Here is a 19,536-nt window from a genome sequence, read left to right as displayed (position 1 = left end):
ATAGCGTCTAGTATCACCCCAGACGGCTTCCTAAACTTTGAAGGACACCAAACTCTTACCATCTAAAAATACAGTTTTTTAACAAAACACACACCAACTCGTTGCACCTCAGCGCAGCAAGGCCGCCTGCTTCTGCTATGCTTTTTGGTTATGTACGTTGTTTTTTATCCAGAAGTGCGAGCCTAAGCACTCGTATAACTATTTGCTTTTTAAGGAGTCTTTAATGAACCAGCTAGACGGAATTAAACAGTTCACTACCGTTGTAGCCGACAGCGGTGATATCGAATCTATTCGCCACTACCAGCCGGAAGACGCCACCACCAATCCTTCTCTGCTTTTGAAAGCCGCAGCGCTCGATCACTTTGCGCATCTGATTAAAGACGCGATCGAGTATGGCAAGCAGCGCGGCAAGACCCAGGAGCAGCAGGTGGCGGAAGCCAGCGACAAACTGGCGGTCAATTTTGGTGTGGAAATTCTGAAAAGTGTGCCGGGCCGCGTCTCTACCGAAGTGGATGCGCGTCTGTCCTATGACAAAGAAAAAAGCATTGAGAAAGCACGGAAATTTGTCCAGCTCTATCAGGATCAGGGCATTAATAAATCGCGCATTCTGATCAAGCTGGCCTCGACGTGGGAAGGCATTCGCGCCGCAGAGGAGCTGGAGAAAGAAGGCATCAACTGTAATCTGACGCTGCTTTTCTCTTTTGCCCAGGCGCGGGCGTGCGCGGAAGCGGGTGTATTTCTGATTTCGCCTTTCGTGGGCCGTATTTACGACTGGTATAACACCCGCAAGCCAATGGACCCTTATCGCGTTGATGAAGATCCGGGCGTTAAATCGGTACGCAACATCTATGATTATTACAAACAGCATCGCTACCCCACTATCGTTATGGGGGCGAGCTTCCGCAAAACCGAGCAGATCCTGGCGCTGGCTGGCTGTGATCGCCTGACCATTTCCCCGGACCTGCTGCAAAAATTGCAGGACAGTAACGAGCCGGTTGAACGCAAACTGGTGCCGCCTTCGACCACTTTCCATCGTCCGGCACCGATGACCGAAGCTGAATTCCGCTGGGAGCATAACCAGGACCCTATGGCGGTAGAAAAGCTGTCGGACGGTATTCGTCAATTTGCCGTCGATCAGCGCAAACTCGAAGATTTGCTGGCCGCTAAACTGTAACTTATTGTCACGGAGAACATTATGTCCCGAAGAGAGCTTGCCAACGCCATTCGCGCCCTAAGTATGGATGCGGTCCAGAAGGCCAATTCCGGTCACCCTGGCGCACCGATGGGCATGGCGGATATCGCTGAAGTGCTGTGGAATGATTTCCTTAAGCACAACCCGACCGATCCGACGTGGTATGACCGTGACCGTTTTATTCTCTCTAACGGCCACGCCTCAATGCTGCTGTACAGCCTGCTCCACCTGAGCGGCTACGATCTGCCGATTGAGGAACTGAAAAATTTCCGCCAGTTGCATTCCAAAACGCCGGGGCATCCGGAGATTGGTTATACGCCGGGAATTGAAACCACCACCGGGCCGCTGGGTCAGGGTCTGGCCAACGCCGTCGGTCTGGCGATTGCGGAACGCACGCTGGCGGCCCAGTTTAACCAGCCGGATCATGACATCGTTGACCATTATACTTATGTCTTTATGGGTGACGGCTGTCTGATGGAAGGCATTTCTCATGAAGTGTGTTCACTCGCGGGGACGCTCGGTCTTGGCAAGCTCATTGGCTTCTACGATCACAACGGTATTTCCATCGACGGTGAAACCGAGGGCTGGTTTACCGATGATACGGCGAAGCGCTTCGAGGCGTATCACTGGCATGTAGTGCATGAGATTGACGGTCATGACCCGGAGGCGATCAAAAGAGCGATTCAGGAAGCGCAAAGTGTTAAAGACAAACCGTCCTTAATCATTTGTCGAACCATTATCGGTTTCGGCTCGCCGAATAAAGCCGGTAAAGAGGAATCTCACGGTGCGGCGCTCGGCGAAGAAGAAGTTGCGCTGGCGCGTAAGCAGCTTGGCTGGAACCATCCGCCATTTGAGATCCCAAAAGACATTTACCGGGCATGGGATGCGCGCGAGCGTGGCGAAAAAGGCCAGCAGTCGTGGAAAGCCAAAATGGCGGCCTACGAGAAAGCTCACCCGGAACTGGCAGCGGAATTCAACCGCCGGATGAGCGGCGGGATGCCGGAAAACTGGCAGCAAACGGTGCAGGATTACATCACGAAATTGCAGGCGGAACCGGCGAAAATTGCCAGCCGTAAAGCCTCGCAAAATACGCTTAATGTCTATGGCCCGAGCCTGCCGGAACTGCTCGGCGGCTCGGCTGACCTTGCGCCGAGTAACCTGACTATCTGGAAAGCGTCGGTATCGATAAAAGAAGATCTGGCGGGTAACTACATTCACTACGGCGTGCGTGAATTCGGTATGACGGCGATTGCCAACGGTATCGCCCATCACGGCGGGTTTATTCCTTATACCGCCACCTTCCTGATGTTTGTTGAATACGCCCGTAACGCGGCGCGTATGGCGGCACTGATGAAGGCGCGGCAGATCATGGTTTATACCCACGACTCCATTGGGCTTGGGGAAGATGGCCCGACGCACCAGGCGGTGGAGCAGCTCGCCAGTCTGCGACTGACGCCGAATTTCAGCACCTGGCGTCCCTGCGATCAGGTTGAGACTGCCGTGGCATGGAAAGCGGCGATCGAGCGCCATCACGGGCCGACGGCGCTGATCCTCTCTCGCCAGAATCTGGCGCAGATGGAACGTACCCCGGAACAGGTGGCGGACATTGCTCGCGGCGGTTATGTGCTGAAAGATGCGGGCGGCAAACCGGATCTGATCCTGATTGCCACCGGTTCAGAGCTGGAAATTACCGTTCTGGCGGCAGAAAAACTGCGCGCGGAAGGCGTGGCGGTGCGGGTGGTTTCCCTGCCCTCGACCGATACTTTTGACAGCCAGGATGAAGAGTACCGGGAATCGGTATTACCGTCAGACGTTGCGAAACGCGTGGCGGTGGAAGCCGGGATCGCCGACTACTGGTATAAGTACGTTGGCCTGAAAGGCGCGATTGTCGGAATGACCGGCTACGGTGAATCTGCCCCGGCGGAAAAACTGTTCCCGTACTTCGGCTTCACCGTAGAAAATATCGTCGAAAAAGCGAAGAAAGTGCTTAACGGGTGATCCATAAGGTGGGCCAGGCATCTGGCCCCTGCCAGTTATCGCAACTTGGCTCTTCGGCATATCGCACCAGACTGAAGCGCTGGCCGTCAAAACGCCAGCGCGTCTGGATACCGCAATCCGCCATTCCTCTTCCCTTTGCCAGCGTTGTCAACTCACGGTTTTTCTCATCGAAGCCAGCGTTCATCAGTTCCATATCCGTTTCACCGCTTCCCGGAGTAAACGGCAAGCGTAAACGTACCTGCCAGGAGGTAAAAGGCTTACGTCGTGACACCAGCCATGCCAGGTCAACCGTATTGTAGGCACCCGCTTCACAGCTTATCGCCATCAGCGCTTTATTGTCAGTCAGCGCCCAGATACGGACTTCACGACGGCTGGGATCTAATGAGCACTGAATATTACTCATTTTCCAGTTACCGTAGTCCAGTAGCGCGCTGCGCTCCTCATGAGTTAACGGCGTTGGGGTTGGATTCACTGCCACCACTTCTTTAAGGGCTGGCGCGGGAGGAACTCGCAGAGGAGGCTTGTTGCCCTTACTGATCCACGCCGTCTGGCTGCCAACACGTTTTTGCCGATCGTCAATAAACAGCAGGGCGGCTTTCAGCCCCCTGAGGGAAATTTTTTGTTGCCCGCCAGCCAGGGTAATTTCCTGCCCGTCCTGAATCTGGGCTAAAAAGGCGGCGACCGTCGCGCCGTCGCCAGTAATAACGCGAAGCGGATCGATGCGCCAGCGTGGCGGCGTGACTTTCAGTGGTTGTCCATCAAAGAGGAGGCGCGGAGCAATGGCAGCAGGTTTTGCAGAGGGAGGGGTGAGTCCACCAAGTTCAATACGCAGGCCGGCATCGTTATGCGCCCCCGCGCTGCGGCTTAGTGTCATCACGAAACCAAAATGCTGGCCGGTATTACGCGCGACACAAAAATTTTGGTTATTACAGGTAACCTGCCAGTCAGTAAATGCCTGTTGCGCGGGCGCAGCCCACGCTGCAGAGGCCCAACACCCTCCGATAAACCAAAACAGCAAAACGCGAAAATACATGAACGGCACAGCCCCGGCAGAATAGAGTCATTTCACACAGGGCGTAACTGTACTGGCAAAAATGTGCCGCTCAATCAGAATTATCGGATTGCGCTAATTAAAAAGTGTCAGGCCTGAAATCATTGTTGCATCAGCCCGCAAGCCTGAAGATATTGCAGCAGGATCACCGTCTTACCATCACGGATTTCACCGTTCGCGATCATCTCCAGCGCACAGCTAAAGGGAATTTCCAGTACCTCAATGTCTTCATCTTCCACACCACCGCCCGCATTCGCACGCAGCGAATCATCATATTCAGCAATGAAAAAGTGGACGATTTCGGTCACGCCGCCGGGAGACATGTAAAGTTCGAACACTTTACGCACCTCGCCAACCCGGTAGCCGGTTTCTTCAATCGCTTCTTTGCGAATGCAGGCTTCCGGCTCGTCGTCGTCCAGCAGTCCTGCGCAGGTTTCAATCAGTCGCCCGTCAGCATTGCCGTTTACCCATGTCGCGACGCGAAACTGGCGAATCAGCACCACGGTATGTTTGTCGCGGTTGTAAAGCAGGATCGTCGCACCGTTACCCCGATCGTACACTTCGCGCTTATGGCGGATAACCTCGCCATTTTTACGCGTTAAATCGTAGGTAATGTTGCGCAGAACAAAGTAGTTTTCGGAGAGGATCTTATCTTTTATTACGTCAATCTTGAACGACATACAGGCTCCGCGAGTGAGAAAGAATAACTATCTTACGCCGCGGAACCCGTTTTGTCGTTAATGCGCGTTGACCGTGCTGACCCCAAGCCAGTCCAGAATGCCCTGCGCCGCGTGACGCCCTTCCGCCATCGCAGTGACTACTAAATCAGCGCCCCGCACCGCATCACCGCCAGCAAAGATTTTCGGGTTGCTGGTCTGGTAACGATAGTGGCTGTGGACGCTGGCGGCAATCCGTCCCCAGCTATCGACCTGAACACCCTGCGCTTCCAGCCACGGCATACGGTGGGGATGAAAACCGAAGGCCATAATGACCGCATCGGCTGGCATGACAAACTCGCTTCCGGAGATGGGTTTTGGACGACGACGCCCCTTCTCATCGGGTTCGCCAAGCTGCGTGCGCAGAAAACGCACGCCGCTAACCTGCCCGGCTTCGTCAACCTCGATGGTTACTGGCTGGACGTTAAACTCAAATTGTGCCCCCTCTTCGCGGGCATTTTTGACCTCTTTCTTCGAGCCTGGCATGTTTGCTTCATCACGGCGATAGGCGCAGGTTACATTGCTGGCCCCGTGACGTAGCGCGGTGCGCACGCAGTCCATCGCCGTGTCACCACCGCCGAGCACCACCACATTTTGTCCGCAGGTGTTGATCCAGGGAGCCTGTGGCGAGGCCTCCAGTCCCATCACGTTTTTAGTGTTGGCGATCAAAAACGGCAGCGCGTCATATACGCCCGGTGCATCTTCATTAGGCAGATCGGCTTTCATGGAGCGATAAGTACCAACGCCAATAAAGATCGCATCGTACTCATCCAGCAAGGTAGCCAGCGGAATGTCTTTATCGATTTCGCAATTAAGCTCAAAACGAACGCCCATCGCGGTAAAGATTTCCCGACGCCGGGCAAGAAGCGATTTATCGAGTTTGAAGGCGGGAATGCCAAAGGTCAGCAGCCCGCCAATTTCCGGATGGAGATCGTAGACCACCGGCTGTACGCCCTGACGTACCAGCACGTCGGCGCAGGCCAGACCCGCCGGCCCAGCACCAATAATGGCGACACGTTTAGCGGTGCTGGGCACCTGCCCTACATCAGGCCGCCATCCTGCGGCCAGCGCCTGGTCGGAAATGTAGCGTTCAATATTACCAATCGTCACCGCGCCGTGGGTATCGCGCACGGTACAGGCCCCTTCACACAATCGATCCTGCGGACATACGCGGCCGGTAATCTCCGGCAGGCAGTTGGTCTGATGTGAGAGTTCAACCGCCGCAGTGATATCGCCCTGTTTAACGCGGTCGATCCACTGGGGAATATGATTATGTAACGGACAGCTCCATTCACAAATGCTGTGCTCACCGCAGGTCAGGCAGCGCGCGGCTTCATCCTGCGCTTGCGCGTGAGTGAACGGTAGATAAATTTCCGCAAATCCTGTCTTACGGGCGGCGAGATCCAGCTTGTCAGGCTCGCCACGCGGCGGCGTGGCATCCATTTGTTCCCGCTTATTGAGAACCGGCGTTGCGGTTTCGGCAGGCCAGGGCTGCGTTTCACGTCTGGCAGCCTTTAACCGGCGGGCTTTTGCCAGTTCAGTTAGCCGCTCTGAACTCATGATATGCAGCGCATCCGCCGGACAGTTCTGTACGCAGGCAGGCCCGGCCTCCCGCGTCGCACACAGATCGCATTTATGCGCGGTGGCGGTCACTCTTCCTCGGGCGACAGGAGTGATCACCATTTGCATGGTACCAAACGGGCAGACCACCACGCAGGATTTGCAGCCGATACATTTTTCGTCGTTAACCTGTAGGGCGTGATTTTCCAGTTGGATAGCGCCTGTGGGACAACTACGCGCGCAGGGCGCATCTTCACAGTGATGACAGGTAATGGCATTTCGCTGCTCGCCATTTTTCACCACAGTAATACGCGGGCGGAAATGGGATTTTGCGATGACATGCTGCTCATCATTATGCGCCATTACACAGGCCACTTCGCAGGCATGGCAGGCAATACATTGTTGACTATCGGCCATAATAAAATGATTCATGGCGGGGTTCTCTTGTTGCGGAATAAGCCTCAATTTCCATAGGTGTATTTTCTTAACCGAACTCCATCACCCCGGCAATGGACATTTGCCTGGAAATTCACGCTATATTGCGCGAACCTGTAGTAGATCAATTTATTTCATGCCGTTTGAAATTACGTTTCATCCGCCCGGTCTGGATGGAATACCTCCCGACAGTAAGCGAATGTAGAGAAGGACAGGAAAGCGGCATGATAATTTACATTATCTCCTTAATTTCTCCACGATTACACCCGGCCTTGCCGCTACAGTGATGCAAGCAATGCAATAACAAAAAATGAGCAAGATGAGGTTCTGATTCCGATGGCGAATTTCTTTATTGATCGCCCCATTTTTGCCTGGGTGCTGGCGATTCTGCTGTGCCTGATGGGGACCCTGGCAATTTTTTCGTTACCCGTTGAGCAATACCCCGATCTGGCCCCGCCTAATGTGCGTATAACGGCTAATTACCCCGGCGCATCGGCACAAACGCTGGAAAATACGGTTACGCAGGTTATCGAACAGAATATGACCGGTCTCGATAATTTGATGTACATGTCATCACAAAGCAGCGCCACTGGCCAGGCTACCGTTACGTTAAGTTTTATCGCGGGTACCAATCCTGATGAAGCCGTGCAGCAGGTACAAAACCAGCTCCAGTCGGCAATGCGTAAATTGCCGCAGGCGGTGCAGGATCAGGGCGTGACCGTGCGTAAAACCGGCGATACCAATATTCTGACCATCGCCTTTGTGTCCACCGACGGCAGCATGGATAAGCAGGATATTGCCGACTACGTTGCCAGTAATATCCAGGAGCCACTCAGCCGCATCAACGGCGTCGGCGACATTGATGCGTATGGCTCGCAATACTCCATGCGCATCTGGCTGGACCCGGCAAAACTCAATAGTTTTCAACTGACGGCGAAGGATGTCACTGACGCTATCGAGTCCCAGAACGCGCAAATCGCAGTGGGTCAGCTCGGCGGTACGCCGTCGGTCGATAAGCAGGCGCTGAACGCAACAATCAACTCCCAGTCCTTATTACAGACACCGCAGCAGTTTCGCGACATTACGCTGCGGGTCAATCAGGACGGCTCGGATGTGACGCTTGGTGATGTGGCGAGTGTGGAAATGGGGGCTGAGAAATATGACTATCTCAGCCGCTATAATCGCCAGCCTGCTTCCGGTCTTGGCGTTAAGCTGGCATCCGGGGCCAATGAAATGGCGACAGCGGAACTGGTGTTAAAGCGTCTTGATGCCCTGTCAGAGTATTTTCCGCACGGTCTGGAATATAAAGTGGCTTACGAGACCACCTCTTTCGTTAAAGCCTCAATCACCGATGTGGTCAAAACGCTGCTGGAAGCCATTGTGCTGGTTTTTCTGGTGATGTTCCTGTTCTTACAAAATTTCCGCGCCACCTTAATTCCGACGATTGCCGTTCCCGTGGTACTGATGGGCACCTTCGCGGTGCTTTACGCTTTTGGATACAGTATTAATACCCTGACAATGTTTGCCATGGTGCTGGCCATCGGCCTGCTGGTCGATGACGCCATTGTGGTGGTGGAAAACGTTGAGCGTATCATGAGCGAAGAAGGGCTGACGCCGCGGCAGGCCACGCGTAAATCGATGGGGCAGATCCAGGGAGCGCTAGTGGGCATTGCCATGGTCCTGTCTGCCGTGTTTGTCCCCATGGCGTTTTTTGGCGGCACCACGGGTGCAATCTATCGTCAATTTTCCATCACCATCGTCTCGGCGATGGTCCTGTCCGTACTGGTGGCGATGATCCTCACCCCTGCCCTGTGCTGTACATTGCTTAAACCGTTACATAAAGGCGAACATCACGGCCAGCGCGGCTTTTTCGGCTGGTTTAACTACACCTTCAACCGTAGCGCGCAATATTATGAATCCGGGGTAGGGAAAATTCTCCATCGCAGTCTGCGCTGGATTTTGATTTACGTTCTGTTGCTCGGTGGCGTGGTGTTTATTTTTCTTCGCCTGCCGTCCTCCTTTTTGCCGCAGGAAGATCGCGGCATGTTTACTACCTCCGTTCAGCTTCCCAGCGGCTCGACGCAGCAACAAACGCTTAAGGTCGTACAGAAGGTAGAAGATTATTTCTTCAGCAAGGAAAAGGATAACGTTACCTCTATTTTTGCCACTATCGGTTCCGGCCCCGGCGGTAACGGGCAGAACGTGGCGCGCATGTTTATTCGTCTTAAGGACTGGGATGACCGCGACATGCACAGCGGATCGGCCTCCGCCATTATTGAACGTGCAACGAAAGCCTTTGCTCATATCAATGAAGCGCGTGTGTTTGCCACCAGTCCTCCCGCGATCAGCGGTCTTGGCAGCTCGGCGGGTTTTGATATGGAGTTGCAGGACCACGCCGGAAAAGGTCATGACGCGCTGATGGCCGCGCGCGACCAGCTGCTGGAACTGGCGGGAAAAGATACCTCATTGACCCGGGTGCGTCACAATGGGCTTGATGACAGCGCACAATTACAGGTGGATATCGATCAGCGTAAAGCTCAGGCATTGGGCGTCAACATTGATGATATCAATGACACCCTGCAGACAGCCTGGGGCTCGAGCTACGTTAACGATTTTATGGATCGCGGGCGTGTGAAGAAAGTCTATGTCCAGGCCGCCGCCAAATACCGCATGCTGCCGGATGACATCAATCTGTGGTATGTGCGCAATAAGGACAGCAATATGGTGCCCTTCTCCGCCTTTGCGACCTCGCGCTGGGAAACCGGCTCGCCACGCCTGGAGCGTTATAATGGCTATTCCGCGCTGGAGATTGTCGGGGAAGCTGCACCGGGCGTCAGTACCGGCAGTGCGATGGACACCATGGAAAAACTGGTTCGTCAGTTACCCGGTGGCTTCGGCCTTGAGTGGACCGCGATGTCTTATCAGGAGCGGCTTTCCGGCGCGCAGGCACCGGCGCTTTATGCCCTCACGGTGCTGGTAATTTTCCTGTGCCTGGCCGCACTCTATGAAAGCTGGTCAGTCCCGTTCTCGGTGATCCTGGTGGTGCCGCTGGGGATTCTGGGTGCATTGCTGGCTACCTGGCTGCGCGGGCTGGAGAACGATGTGTATTTTCAGGTGGGGCTGCTTACGGTCATCGGCCTGTCGGCGAAAAACGCCATTCTCATCGTTGAGTTCGCCAATGAAATGAATCAGAAAGGTGAGGATTTAATTAAAGCTACCCTTGATGCCTGTCGTCAGCGCCTGCGGCCTATTCTGATGACTTCGCTGGCCTTCATCTTTGGCGTACTGCCGATGGCGACCAGTACCGGCGCAGGCTCAGGAAGCCAGCATGCGGTAGGTACCGGGGTTATCGGCGGCATGCTTTCGGCGACAATACTGGCAATTTTCTTTGTCCCACTGTTCTTTGTGCTGGTACGCCGCCGCTTTCCGCTAAAACCGCGTCCGGAGTAAGATGTTCAACGGACATGAATGAAAAAGCGACCTTAGTGGTCGCTTTTCTTTGTTCTGTCTACACTGCTCAGGATTTCATTTGCGCAACATGCCTTCAATAAAATCTTTCCAGTTCCCCAGTTCACGTTCAATCATATACAACCTCTCTTTCTTATTATTGCTATTTTACAAAATTCTTTATTCTATGTGAAGAAATTTACGCCACTGCAATGATTGTTGCCTCCTGGGTACTGCTGTTGGGTTAACAATAATATGCGCGTAAAGCAGAATGATAAATGTGACATGCAGCAATATTTTGCAACATTCTGCAGCAATAAAAACGATTCATAATCTGCGTCAATTTTTGGTGCTGTGACCTGCCAGTACAGCCCTGATAGGGGGGATTTCCACGAGTCATGTAACAGAACAAGTTAACACCGTGACTCATTCGCACCTTTATTGTTAGCTCTCGGTCCTATCTTTGTTACAATCAAGATCATGTATGACGATATTATGACAATGATGACAGTGAAGAAAAAGGACTGTAACAATAAAACTCAGTGCAAGAAATCAGCACATTTATATGTTTAGCTTATGTCGCTATCTTATATTCAGCGCAATCTGATTTTGGCTGAAAGCAGGATAATACAAGTATATAAAATGCATTTTATATAACATACGCTGATAGGCGACTATTTATGCGATAATATTGAATAAAAAATCTTGTTCAAAATATATGAATAAAATCCTCCACTCGAAGCAAAAGGTTTAATCATGATCACGCTATACGGGATTAAAAACTGCGATACCATCAAAAAAGCACGTCGCTGGCTGGAAGAGCATGACCAGCCATACCAATTTCATGATTACCGTATTGATGGGCTCGACGAGAACCTACTGAAAAAGTTTATTGATGAGCTCGGCTGGGAGGCGCTTCTGAATACCCGGGGCACCACATGGCGGAAGCTGGATGAGGCGCAAAAAGCGTCGGTAAAAGATACTTCATCGGCCATTGCATTGATGCTGGAAATGCCAGCAATGATCAAACGCCCATTGCTCTGTGCGCCCGGTAAGCCTATGCTGCTTGGTTTTAATGATTCAGGTTACCAGACCTATTTTGACGAGGTGTAGTGTATGTCTTGCCCGGTCATTGAGCTGGCACAGCAGCTTATCCGCCGCCCTTCCCTGAGTCCCGACGATGCGGGATGCCAGGCGTTGATGATTGAACGCCTGCGCGCGATTGGCTTTACCATTGAGCCTATGGATGTAGGCGATACCCGGAATTTCTGGGCCTGGCGTGGGCAGGGAGAAACGCTGGCCTTTGCCGGGCATACCGATGTGGTGCCTGCTGGCGATGCCGATCGCTGGATCAATCCACCGTTTGAACCCACCATTCGCGATGGCATGTTATTTGGTCGTGGCGCGGCTGATATGAAAGGTTCGCTGGCCGCGATGGTGGTCGCCGCCGAGCGTTTTGTGGCGCAGTTTCCGCATCATCGCGGCCGGCTGGCATTCCTGATTACTTCGGATGAAGAAGCCAGCGCTAAAAACGGCACGGTAAAAGTGGTTGAGGCACTGATGGCTCGCCGGGAAAGGCTGGACTATTGTCTGGTCGGCGAGCCTTCCAGTACTGAAGTAGTCGGTGACGTGGTGAAAAACGGTCGTCGCGGTTCGCTGACCTGTAACCTGACGATCCACGGCGTGCAAGGCCACGTCGCCTATCCGCATCTGGCCGATAACCCGGTCCACCGGGCAGCGCCGATGCTAAGCGAACTGGTCAATATTGAATGGGACCGCGGCAATGACTATTTTCCCCCGACCAGCATGCAAATCGCCAATATTCAGGCAGGTACCGGCAGCAACAATGTTATTCCGGGCGATCTGTTTATTCAGTTTAACTTCCGATTCAGCACTGAACTGACCGATGAGCAGATCAAAGCGCAGGTGATTGCCCTGCTGGAAAAACATCAGCTGCGTTATACACTAGACTGGTGGCTTTCCGGGCAGCCTTTCCTTACCGGCCGTGGAAAACTGATTGAAGCGGTGGTGAATGCTATTGAGCACTATAATGAAATTAAACCGCAACTGTTAACCACAGGCGGCACGTCAGACGGCCGTTTTATCGCCCGCATGGGAGCGCAGGTGGTGGAGCTGGGTCCGGTGAATGCGACCATTCATAAAATTAATGAATGTGTTAATGCCGCCGATCTGCAACTGCTTGCCCGCATGTATCAGCGGATTATGGAACAACTTGTCGCCTGAGGCGTCGCACAACGTAGAGGATTCGCACATGGAATGGCTGACAAAATACTGGTGGATTCTGGTACTGGTTTTTCTGGTAGGCGTATTGCTAAACGTAATTAAAGATCTTAAGCGCGTCGATCATAAAAAGTTTCTCGCCAACAAGCCAGAATTACCCCCGCATCGTGATTTCAACGATAAGTGGGACGACGAAGATGACTGGCCAAAGAAAAAGTAAAAAAGTGGCGGAGAAGGCATGCCTTTTCCGCCATTTTCACTATCAGAACAGCTCAACGATCCCGTCATCATTGGGTTTGCCACCACTTAACGCCTCATCAAAATAGCGCTTTGGCACGGTGTAGCGCAGATGATTAAGCGCAAACTGCATGCTGCGCTCGTCTATCGCATGGCCTAAATCCTCAACGATATCGAGCGTCACGTCGCCTCCCGCAGCGATCAGGGCTTCCTGCGCGGCGACCGCCCATGCCAAATCAATAACCGGATCGTCGCCGCCGTGGATCAGATGCACCGAGGTGGCGGTAGTGGCCGTTTCAGGCAGCGTCGCGAAGCGCCCGTTGAAGGCTATCACGCGTGAAGCGAGCCCCGGCGCAGCTTTACTGCTTTCCAGGGACATAATCGCGCCCTGGGAGAAGCCGATCAGCGCCGTTGCCAGCGGGCCAACGCCACTCTCTTTTTGCCAGCCGCGTACGGTTTCAATAAATGTTGGCATGATGGCGTCAACCCGTGACTGACGGTTCGCCTCCGTCACACCCTGGACGGAAAACCACTGACGGCCAGGTGCGGGACCACATGGTTCGACGCCACCGACACTGACAATCAATGCGTCGGGGAAAAGGGGCGCAAACCAGCTACCTAATTGCCCCATTGAGACCGGGTTATCGCCGACGCCATGAAACAGCAGCAAAAGCTGCTGCGCGGGTTTATCAGGGCGCTGAACAATAAAATGATCGTGTTTCATGGCTATCTCCTTTGTACTGACAGGCAGTTTACGCCGTCCAGGGGTAATGACCATGCCATTTAACTGAATGAGTTAGTTAAAAAAATTGCAGTTTCGTGACCTGCTGACGCAGTAGATCTGCACGTACCGGGTCAACTGAGGCCAGCGCACTTGCCGTTTCCTGACGCAGGCGAGTAAGCAGTGCCTTACGTCCGCTTAATCCCAGCCCGGCGCAAAGCGTGGACTCACTCTGTTGAGATAGCCTGCCGCGCAGCGCCGGAAGCGCAAGCGTGACCTGCAGGAGCAGGCGATTAAGACTGCCAATGCAGGCAAGCAGAGGCCGATGTGCAAATGCAAAGCCCGCCAGCTCCCACCAGTCGTCTTCATTAAGCATAGCGTCATTGCAGGGCGACAGGGACAAGGTTTCCTCAATCCACGATAGTAACCAGGGCAGGTCTCGCCGCAGTCGCTGGTGTTCATGAGCTGCCATTGCCTGTCCACGTTCGCTAAAAGGTCGAATAGCCATCGCGGTATAGCAACCGCTGCTGGCTTCACGGTGAGTGCCGATACGTACCAGGATGAAGCCACAACGCTGCCAGAAACGCCACAGTTCCGGGGTATAACCGAAGCTCACCGAAAGATAATCACACGCCTTCGCCGCAAGGCAGGCTCGTTCAACCAGCTGATGACCAATGCCCTCACGCTGGCGCAGCGGGTGCACGGCAATGCGGGTGATCCGCCGGGCATGGAGTGTGGCGGCAAATCGGCTGCCGCCGTGTGCCGCCAGCGACTGTGCCACCAGATTGCCGCGCGGGCGGCGAAATCCGGCCCATACGGCCTGGCTTAATGCGGCGTGCAAACCGCCCTCCTCTACCAGCCATAGCGCACCGGCAGGGACAGTATCACTTTGTGCAGCAAAAAAATGCTGGCCAGGCGCGTCCATCATCCGCCGCAGATCCAGCGGTGAGGTACGATAATGCGCACCGGAAAGCAGTTGATAGAGTGCGGCAGGTAACGACGGCTGGCGCTGCCACGCCGACTGCGCCACGGCAGTAAGCTGGAGTCTGCCCTGCGGACGTATAGTGAAGGTTTCATCGTGAAAGAGCAGCGCCGCGCTAATAACCTGCTCGAGCGGACAATCTCGCGCCCAGCGCAAAGGCTGTTCAAGCGTGAATATCCTGAGGTCGTGGAAGCGAGCGCAGAACTTGAGTAAAAACCCCCGGCCGGTACCTTCATAACCCTGTACCGTGGTGCAAAGAAGCACTCGCTTAAACCGCGCGGTCAGCTTGTGTAAAAGTGGACCGGGGATGGCCGCCGCTTCGTCGACGATCAACCAGTCGGCGGTGTTGTCTGAGGCCAGCAGCGCGTCGGGAGCGATAAACTGAAATTTATCGCCCGCAAAGGCTGCCAGCACGTCGGTCGCCGCTTTTGCAGGAGCGGTGACAATGGCTGTTGTACTACACTGGCGGATAAGCATTCCTGCCAGCGCCGATTTTCCCCGGCCGCGCCCTGCGGTGAGCACCGCGATCCCTTCAGATAATGGCATAAGCTGTGAAAGTACCTGCGACTGCTCAGCGTCAGGTTCGCCGGTCGCGGGATGCCACGCGGGTCCGGGAGAGAAAACCGGAATGCGCAACGGCTGTCCCTGCTGCCAGACCAGCGTCTGCGGATGCTGGTAGATAACACGGCAGAAATGCTGCACAAAATGCGGCGTTGCAATCGGTTCGGGGGTGTCGCTCCAGCGCATGGAATCGTCATCGGGCAGGCCCGGCCAGTCCACCAGTGGCGGCACAAGGAGGACCAGCCAGCTACCGGCACGCAGCGTTCCGCCCAGTGCCGCAAAGGCTGCCACGTCAAAACCCCGCCGCGCATCGAAAATGGCGTGGTGAAATTCACGGCCCAGCAGGGTGACCAGCGCCCCCGGAAGACAGTGCGCACCGGGCATGGCCTGCGGGCTGACTGCCAGCCAGTCGCCAGGCAGCGTTTCACGTAGTGACATCGCCTGCGCCAGACTCCATGCCGGGGAGCCACTTATCACCAGCAGACGGCGAATGCCCTCCTGCGCCATCGCTGCCGTCAGCGCATTCAGTTCGTCCATGACAGCCTTCATTCAAATTAAAGTGATGTACCGAAGGTATTACACTGCGCCGGATCGCCACTGTCAAAGCCGCGTTTAAACCAGCTATAACGCTGCTCAGACGTGCCGTGTGTAAAGCTGTCCGGCACCACCCGCCCCTGACTTTGCTGTTGCAGACGATCGTCACCGATGGCTTCAGCGGCGTTAAGCGCCTCCTGTAAATCCCCGGTTTCCAGCACATCTTCTTTTTGCATGGCATTACCCCAGACTCCGGCAAAGCAGTCGGCCTGAAGTTCCATACGTACTGACAGGCGATTTACCTGCGCCTGCGACGCATTTTGCTGCTGCTGGCGTACTTTCGCTTCAATGCCCAATAGTTTTTGCACGTGGTGCCCGACTTCATGCGCAATCACGTAGCCCTGGGCAAAATCACCGTCCGCGCCGAGCTTGTTTTTCATGTCATCGTAAAAGGAGAGATCGACATAAACCGTGCTGTCTGCCGGGCAGTAAAAGGGCCCCATCACTGACTGCCCGGTACCACAGCCGGTACGGGTTGCGCCACGATACATAACCAGCCGGGGTGGCTGATACTGGCGGCCCATGGCATTGAACTGTTTTGTCCATGTGTCTTCCGTGGTGGCGAGGATCACTTTGGTGAATTTCGCTGACTCTTCATCCTGCGGACTGACCGAGCGTTGTGTCTGTTGCTGCGAGACGGGTTCGCCGGTGAGCAGGCCAGTGAGATCCACACCGTAATAACCCGCAACTACCACCACCAGCAGGATCACGATCCCGCCTTTCCCCGTGGGAATACGAAAGCCACGACCGCCGCCCATCATTGGCGAACCAGAATCGTTCCGCCTGTCCTCTACGTTGTCACTTTCCCGACGCCCTTGCCAGCGCATAACGACCTCTGTCACTTAGTTATTGATGTTAATTATGATCGTAGGCGGTATAACGCAGGATTACCACTGAAAAGCGGGCGTAAAAAACCAGAGGATGCCAGGCATCCCCCGGGAGTGATAACGAAAGCCAATTAGTCCAGCTTCACACCCAAACGATGAGCCACCGCTTCATAGGCTTCTATCACGCCGCCGAGGCTCTGGCGGAAACGGTCTTTGTCCATTTTATCCAGCGTTTCTTTGTCCCACAGACGGCTGCCATCCGGAGAGAACTCATCGCCAAGCACCACTTCGCCTTTATACAGACCAAACTCAAGTTTAAAGTCAACGAGAATCAACCCGGCATCATCAAACAGCTTTTTCAGCACGTCGTTGGCTTTGTAAGTCAGCTCTTTCATGCGCGCCAGGTTTTCTTTGCTTACCCAGCCGAAAGTTTCGCAATACGAGTCATTGACCATCGGGTCATGCATAGCATCGTTTTTCAGGAACAGATCGAACAGCGGCGGATTCAGCTCGATGCCTTCTTCTACCCCTAAGCGTTTGACCAGTGAACCGGCAGCACGGTTACGCACCACGCATTCTACCGGGACCATCTCAAGTTTTTTTACCAGGCATTCTGTGTCAGAAAGCAACGCTTCCATTTGAGTAGGGATGCCCGCTTCCTGCAACTTGCTCATAATGAAATAGTTGAATTTATTATTCACCATGCCCTTACGATCGAATTGCTCAATGCGTGCGCCATCCCCTGCTGACGTATCATTGCGGAATTCGAGCACCAACAGATCCGGGTTTTCCGTGCTGTATACGGTTTTCGCCTTACCACGATACAACTCAGCTTGCTTTTGCATCTTTATTACTCCAGCTATGATTTAACGTTTAAAATTTGAGCTTTTCTGCCTACGCACACGTTTGCGTAGCTGGCAGAAAAAAAGGCCGGATTGCTCCAGCCCTTATAATTACTTGCTGAATGCGGCCTGGAATACGGCTACCAGTGCGTCATTCTGCGACTGCGTCAGCGTGTGCCCTTTCGGGTCGATGAACTGCAAGCTGCTGCGGTTATCAAGATCGCCGACCTGCAGTTTATAGTCACCGGAAACCAGACCCGGATCGCGCGCGCCCAGTTCCTGCCAGTCACTGTCAGACAGCGGCTTGTAGGTAACTTCCAGGCTTCCCTCAGAACGGGTGCTGTCGGTCACTTTCATGCCCACTTTTTCCAGCGCGGCCGGCAGTCGCTGCCAGACGGTGTTAAACGGCCCACGAACGACCAGCATCGGTAAACCGGTATCATCGGCGGCGCTCTGCACGTCAAGCGTGGCAGTGGTACGGCTTTGCGCCGCATTTTGCGCATCGGTGGCGTTCTTATCCAGGCCTGCAGAAATCACGTTCAACATCTGCGCACTGTAACGCTGCAGTGAAGAGACATCGGCAACCGGCTTGCCAGCCTGCTCAAGATTGACCAACTTGACGGTAACCGCCTGCTGATAACCTTGCGTCTTCACGCTGATTTGATAACGACCGCGATACTGCTCATCTTCATCCAGACGGTTCCAGTTTACCCAATCTGTTGTCAGGGTCTGGCTGGCATCGTCACGTTTCTCGATGGTGTAGTTCTGCGCCTGAATGACGCTGACCACCTGCGGCCACAGCGAAGTGCTGCGGCTGCCTTCAACCAGCAGGGTGGAAGTATCACCGTTAAACTGGGTACGCGCACCTGAAACCAGCGCCAGCGGCTGAGCCGGCGGACGAATATCCAGCGCTTTACCTACTGCCCCGCTACCGTTGGTAACCGGAACATTATAGTCGCCATTTTGAACCGGCAGAATCATGCCTGCTGGCGCATGTAATTCGGCAAGCGGTGCCGCATCCAGGTATGACTCGTCGCCACTGACCTGACGCTTGTAGCGCGAGTCAGAATTACAGGCGGCGAGAAGCATCACAAGCGAAACACCCGCTACCTTCGCCAGGCGCGACTTCTGTACTGAGTAAGCCATCAAATCTCCCTAAACTTTACAGCAATCCGGCATGCTTCAGCGCTGCCCTGACGATGTCACGACCATGGTCGGTAATCGGCGTCATTGGCAGGCGCATCGTATCGGTCGCTACAAGTCCCAATTCCTTACAGGCCCATTTCACTGGGATCGGATTGGGTTCGACAAATAATTTAGTGTGTAACGGCATCAGGCGCTGATTAATGACGCGAGCCTCAGCAAACTGCCCTTCTGCCGCCAGTTTGCACATTTCAGCCATATCACGTGCTGCAACGTTAGTCGTCACCGAAATAACACCATGCCCGCCAAGCTGCATGAAATCCATGGCAGTCGCATCATCGCCGCTCAGCAGCACAAAGTCATCTGAAACCAGCTCTTTGATCTGATGAACACGACTTAAGTTCCCTGTCGCTTCCTTAATACCGACAATATTTTTTATTTTTGACAGCCGGCCTACGGTTTCGGGCAGCATATCGCACCCGGTACGGGAAGGCACATTATACAGGATTTGCGGCAGGTCAGTATGTTCCGCAATGGCTTTGAAATGCTGGAACAGACCTTCCTGCGTAGGACGGTTATAGTACGGCGTGACGGTTAAGCAACCCACGATGCCGCTGTTATTAAAGCGCTGGGTCAGGCTAATCGCCTCTGCGGTTGCATTGGCTCCCGTTCCGGCGATAACAGGGATGCGCCCATCGGCAAGCTCCAGCGTCATCATCACTACATCGCCATGCTCATCGTGGCTCAGCGTGGCTGACTCACCCGTGGTGCCGACGGAAACTATTGCTGACGTTCCGTTATCCACATGATAATCAATCAGTTTTTTCAGGCTTGACCGGCAGACTTTACCTTTTTCATCCATCGGTGTGACAAGCGCTACAATACTTCCCGTGAACATGGGTCATCCTCTGTGCTGACAAGAACCTTAATGGTACGTTTGGTAACGCAATAAAAGCAAGAGACTCAGGCCTTTGAGGCTGTTGTATGAC

The 19,536-nt window shown here is 54.0% G+C and carries 16 protein-coding genes; 6 read left to right on the top strand and 10 right to left on the bottom strand.

Translation table 11 applies throughout. The features are described 5' to 3' along the window. Positions 1-223 precede the first annotated feature (223 nt). Both tal and tkt read left to right on the top strand, forming a co-directional pair. Positions 224-1,174, top strand: coding sequence for a transaldolase (tal, locus tag CHU32_RS21385; protein WP_103677917.1), 951 nt, complete (start codon positions 224-226; stop codon positions 1,172-1,174). A gap of 21 nt (positions 1,175-1,195) precedes the next feature. After that, a complete protein-coding gene (tkt, locus tag CHU32_RS21380) occupies positions 1,196-3,190 on the top strand; it encodes a transketolase (RefSeq protein WP_103677916.1) in 1,995 nt (664 codons plus the stop codon). On the opposite strand, the gene CHU32_RS21375 is transcribed toward tkt, so the two are convergent. From CHU32_RS21375 to aegA, 3 genes are all read right to left on the bottom strand, one after another. Further along, positions 3,180-4,223, bottom strand: coding sequence for a DUF1176 domain-containing protein (locus CHU32_RS21375; RefSeq protein WP_103677915.1), 1,044 nt, complete (start codon positions 4,221-4,223; stop codon positions 3,180-3,182). The genes tkt and CHU32_RS21375 overlap by 11 nt on opposite strands. Positions 4,224-4,342: 119 nt before the next feature. Next, the gene (nudK, locus tag CHU32_RS21370) at positions 4,343-4,921 is read right to left on the bottom strand and encodes a GDP-mannose pyrophosphatase NudK (protein WP_103677914.1); all 579 of its coding nucleotides are present in this window, start codon (positions 4,919-4,921) and stop codon (positions 4,343-4,345) included. A gap of 57 nt (positions 4,922-4,978) precedes the next feature. After that, positions 4,979-6,949: a formate-dependent uric acid utilization protein AegA gene (gene aegA / locus CHU32_RS21365; RefSeq protein WP_103677913.1), complete on the bottom strand. Its 1,971-nt coding sequence runs from the start codon at positions 6,947-6,949 to the stop codon at positions 4,979-4,981. Between the two features lie 339 nt (positions 6,950-7,288). On the opposite strand from aegA, the gene acrD reads away from it, so the two are divergent. Then, positions 7,289-10,402 carry a multidrug efflux RND transporter permease AcrD gene (acrD, locus tag CHU32_RS21360; protein ID WP_103677912.1) on the top strand — a complete coding sequence of 1,038 codons (3,114 nt, stop codon included), beginning with the start codon at positions 7,289-7,291 and terminating at the stop codon, positions 10,400-10,402. Positions 10,403-10,477: 75 nt separating this feature from the next. Here the strand turns inward: acrD and ypfM are convergent, their stop codons facing one another. Then, a complete protein-coding gene (gene ypfM / locus CHU32_RS21355; protein ID WP_015572204.1) occupies positions 10,478-10,537 on the bottom strand; it encodes a protein YpfM in 60 nt (19 codons plus the stop codon). Positions 10,538-11,155: 618 nt separating this feature from the next. On the opposite strand from ypfM, the gene CHU32_RS21350 reads away from it, so the two are divergent. Genes CHU32_RS21350 through CHU32_RS21340 form a run of 3 tightly spaced genes read left to right on the top strand, consistent with a single transcriptional unit; the run spans position 11,156 to position 12,860 of the window. Next, positions 11,156-11,512 (top strand): ArsC family reductase, encoded by a 357-nt coding sequence (locus CHU32_RS21350; protein WP_103677911.1) that lies wholly within the window; start codon positions 11,156-11,158, stop codon positions 11,510-11,512. A gap of 3 nt (positions 11,513-11,515) precedes the next feature. Continuing rightward, a complete protein-coding gene (dapE, locus tag CHU32_RS21345; RefSeq protein ID WP_103677910.1) occupies positions 11,516-12,643 on the top strand; it encodes a succinyl-diaminopimelate desuccinylase in 1,128 nt (375 codons plus the stop codon). 28 nt (positions 12,644-12,671) lie between these two features. After that, on the top strand, positions 12,672-12,860 hold the full coding sequence (locus CHU32_RS21340; protein WP_103677909.1) for a YpfN family protein: 189 nt from the start codon (positions 12,672-12,674) through the stop codon (positions 12,858-12,860). 42 nt (positions 12,861-12,902) lie between these two features. On the opposite strand, the gene ypfH is transcribed toward CHU32_RS21340, so the two are convergent. From ypfH to dapA, 6 genes are all read right to left on the bottom strand, one after another. Next, positions 12,903-13,601, bottom strand: a complete 699-nt coding sequence (gene ypfH / locus CHU32_RS21335) for an esterase (RefSeq protein ID WP_103677908.1) — start codon at positions 13,599-13,601, stop codon at positions 12,903-12,905. A gap of 76 nt (positions 13,602-13,677) precedes the next feature. Beyond that, entirely contained in the window at positions 13,678-15,690 is a 2,013-nt protein-coding gene (locus CHU32_RS21330) for a tRNA(Met) cytidine acetyltransferase TmcA (RefSeq protein ID WP_425444904.1), read from the bottom strand. A 5-nt stretch (positions 15,691-15,695) separates the two neighbouring features. Next, the gene (gene ypfJ / locus CHU32_RS21325; RefSeq protein ID WP_103677906.1) at positions 15,696-16,562 is read right to left on the bottom strand and encodes a KPN_02809 family neutral zinc metallopeptidase; all 867 of its coding nucleotides are present in this window, start codon (positions 16,560-16,562) and stop codon (positions 15,696-15,698) included. 131 nt (positions 16,563-16,693) lie between these two features. Beyond that, positions 16,694-17,407, bottom strand: a complete 714-nt coding sequence (gene purC / locus CHU32_RS21320) for a phosphoribosylaminoimidazolesuccinocarboxamide synthase (protein ID WP_103677905.1) — start codon at positions 17,405-17,407, stop codon at positions 16,694-16,696. A 108-nt stretch (positions 17,408-17,515) separates the two neighbouring features. Continuing rightward, positions 17,516-18,550 (bottom strand): outer membrane protein assembly factor BamC, encoded by a 1,035-nt coding sequence (bamC, locus tag CHU32_RS21315; protein ID WP_103677904.1) that lies wholly within the window; start codon positions 18,548-18,550, stop codon positions 17,516-17,518. A gap of 16 nt (positions 18,551-18,566) precedes the next feature. Beyond that, complete coding sequence (dapA, locus tag CHU32_RS21310; protein WP_103677903.1) at positions 18,567-19,445, bottom strand: 4-hydroxy-tetrahydrodipicolinate synthase; 879 nt, start codon at positions 19,443-19,445, stop codon at positions 18,567-18,569. Positions 19,446-19,536 lie beyond the last annotated feature (91 nt).

The sequence above is a fragment of the Superficieibacter electus genome, from assembly GCF_002915575.1.
Taxonomy (GTDB): Bacteria; Pseudomonadota; Gammaproteobacteria; order Enterobacterales; family Enterobacteriaceae; genus Superficieibacter; species Superficieibacter electus.
The sequence above is the reverse complement of the archived record's forward strand: the minus strand, read 5'-3'. Positions and strand labels throughout refer to the sequence as shown.

Coding starts and splice junctions, on each gene's coding strand:
- ypfH (WP_103677908.1), bottom strand. CDS start 13,601: ATGAAACACGATCATTTTATTGTTCAGCGCCCTGATAAACCCGCGCAG.
- dapA (WP_103677903.1), bottom strand. CDS start 19,445: ATGTTCACGGGAAGTATTGTAGCGCTTGTCACACCGATGGATGAAAAA.
- CHU32_RS21340 (WP_103677909.1), top strand. CDS start 12,672: ATGGAATGGCTGACAAAATACTGGTGGATTCTGGTACTGGTTTTTCTG.
- bamC (WP_103677904.1), bottom strand. CDS start 18,550: ATGGCTTACTCAGTACAGAAGTCGCGCCTGGCGAAGGTAGCGGGTGTT.
- purC (WP_103677905.1), bottom strand. CDS start 17,407: ATGCAAAAGCAAGCTGAGTTGTATCGTGGTAAGGCGAAAACCGTATAC.
- tal (WP_103677917.1), top strand. CDS start 224: ATGAACCAGCTAGACGGAATTAAACAGTTCACTACCGTTGTAGCCGAC.
- tkt (WP_103677916.1), top strand. CDS start 1,196: ATGTCCCGAAGAGAGCTTGCCAACGCCATTCGCGCCCTAAGTATGGAT.
- CHU32_RS21375 (WP_103677915.1), bottom strand. CDS start 4,223: ATGTATTTTCGCGTTTTGCTGTTTTGGTTTATCGGAGGGTGTTGGGCC.
- CHU32_RS21330 (WP_425444904.1), bottom strand. CDS start 15,690: ATGAAGGCTGTCATGGACGAACTGAATGCGCTGACGGCAGCGATGGCG.
- nudK (WP_103677914.1), bottom strand. CDS start 4,921: ATGTCGTTCAAGATTGACGTAATAAAAGATAAGATCCTCTCCGAAAAC.
- dapE (WP_103677910.1), top strand. CDS start 11,516: ATGTCTTGCCCGGTCATTGAGCTGGCACAGCAGCTTATCCGCCGCCCT.
- aegA (WP_103677913.1), bottom strand. CDS start 6,949: ATGAATCATTTTATTATGGCCGATAGTCAACAATGTATTGCCTGCCAT.
- acrD (WP_103677912.1), top strand. CDS start 7,289: ATGGCGAATTTCTTTATTGATCGCCCCATTTTTGCCTGGGTGCTGGCG.
- CHU32_RS21350 (WP_103677911.1), top strand. CDS start 11,156: ATGATCACGCTATACGGGATTAAAAACTGCGATACCATCAAAAAAGCA.
- ypfJ (WP_103677906.1), bottom strand. CDS start 16,562: ATGCGCTGGCAAGGGCGTCGGGAAAGTGACAACGTAGAGGACAGGCGG.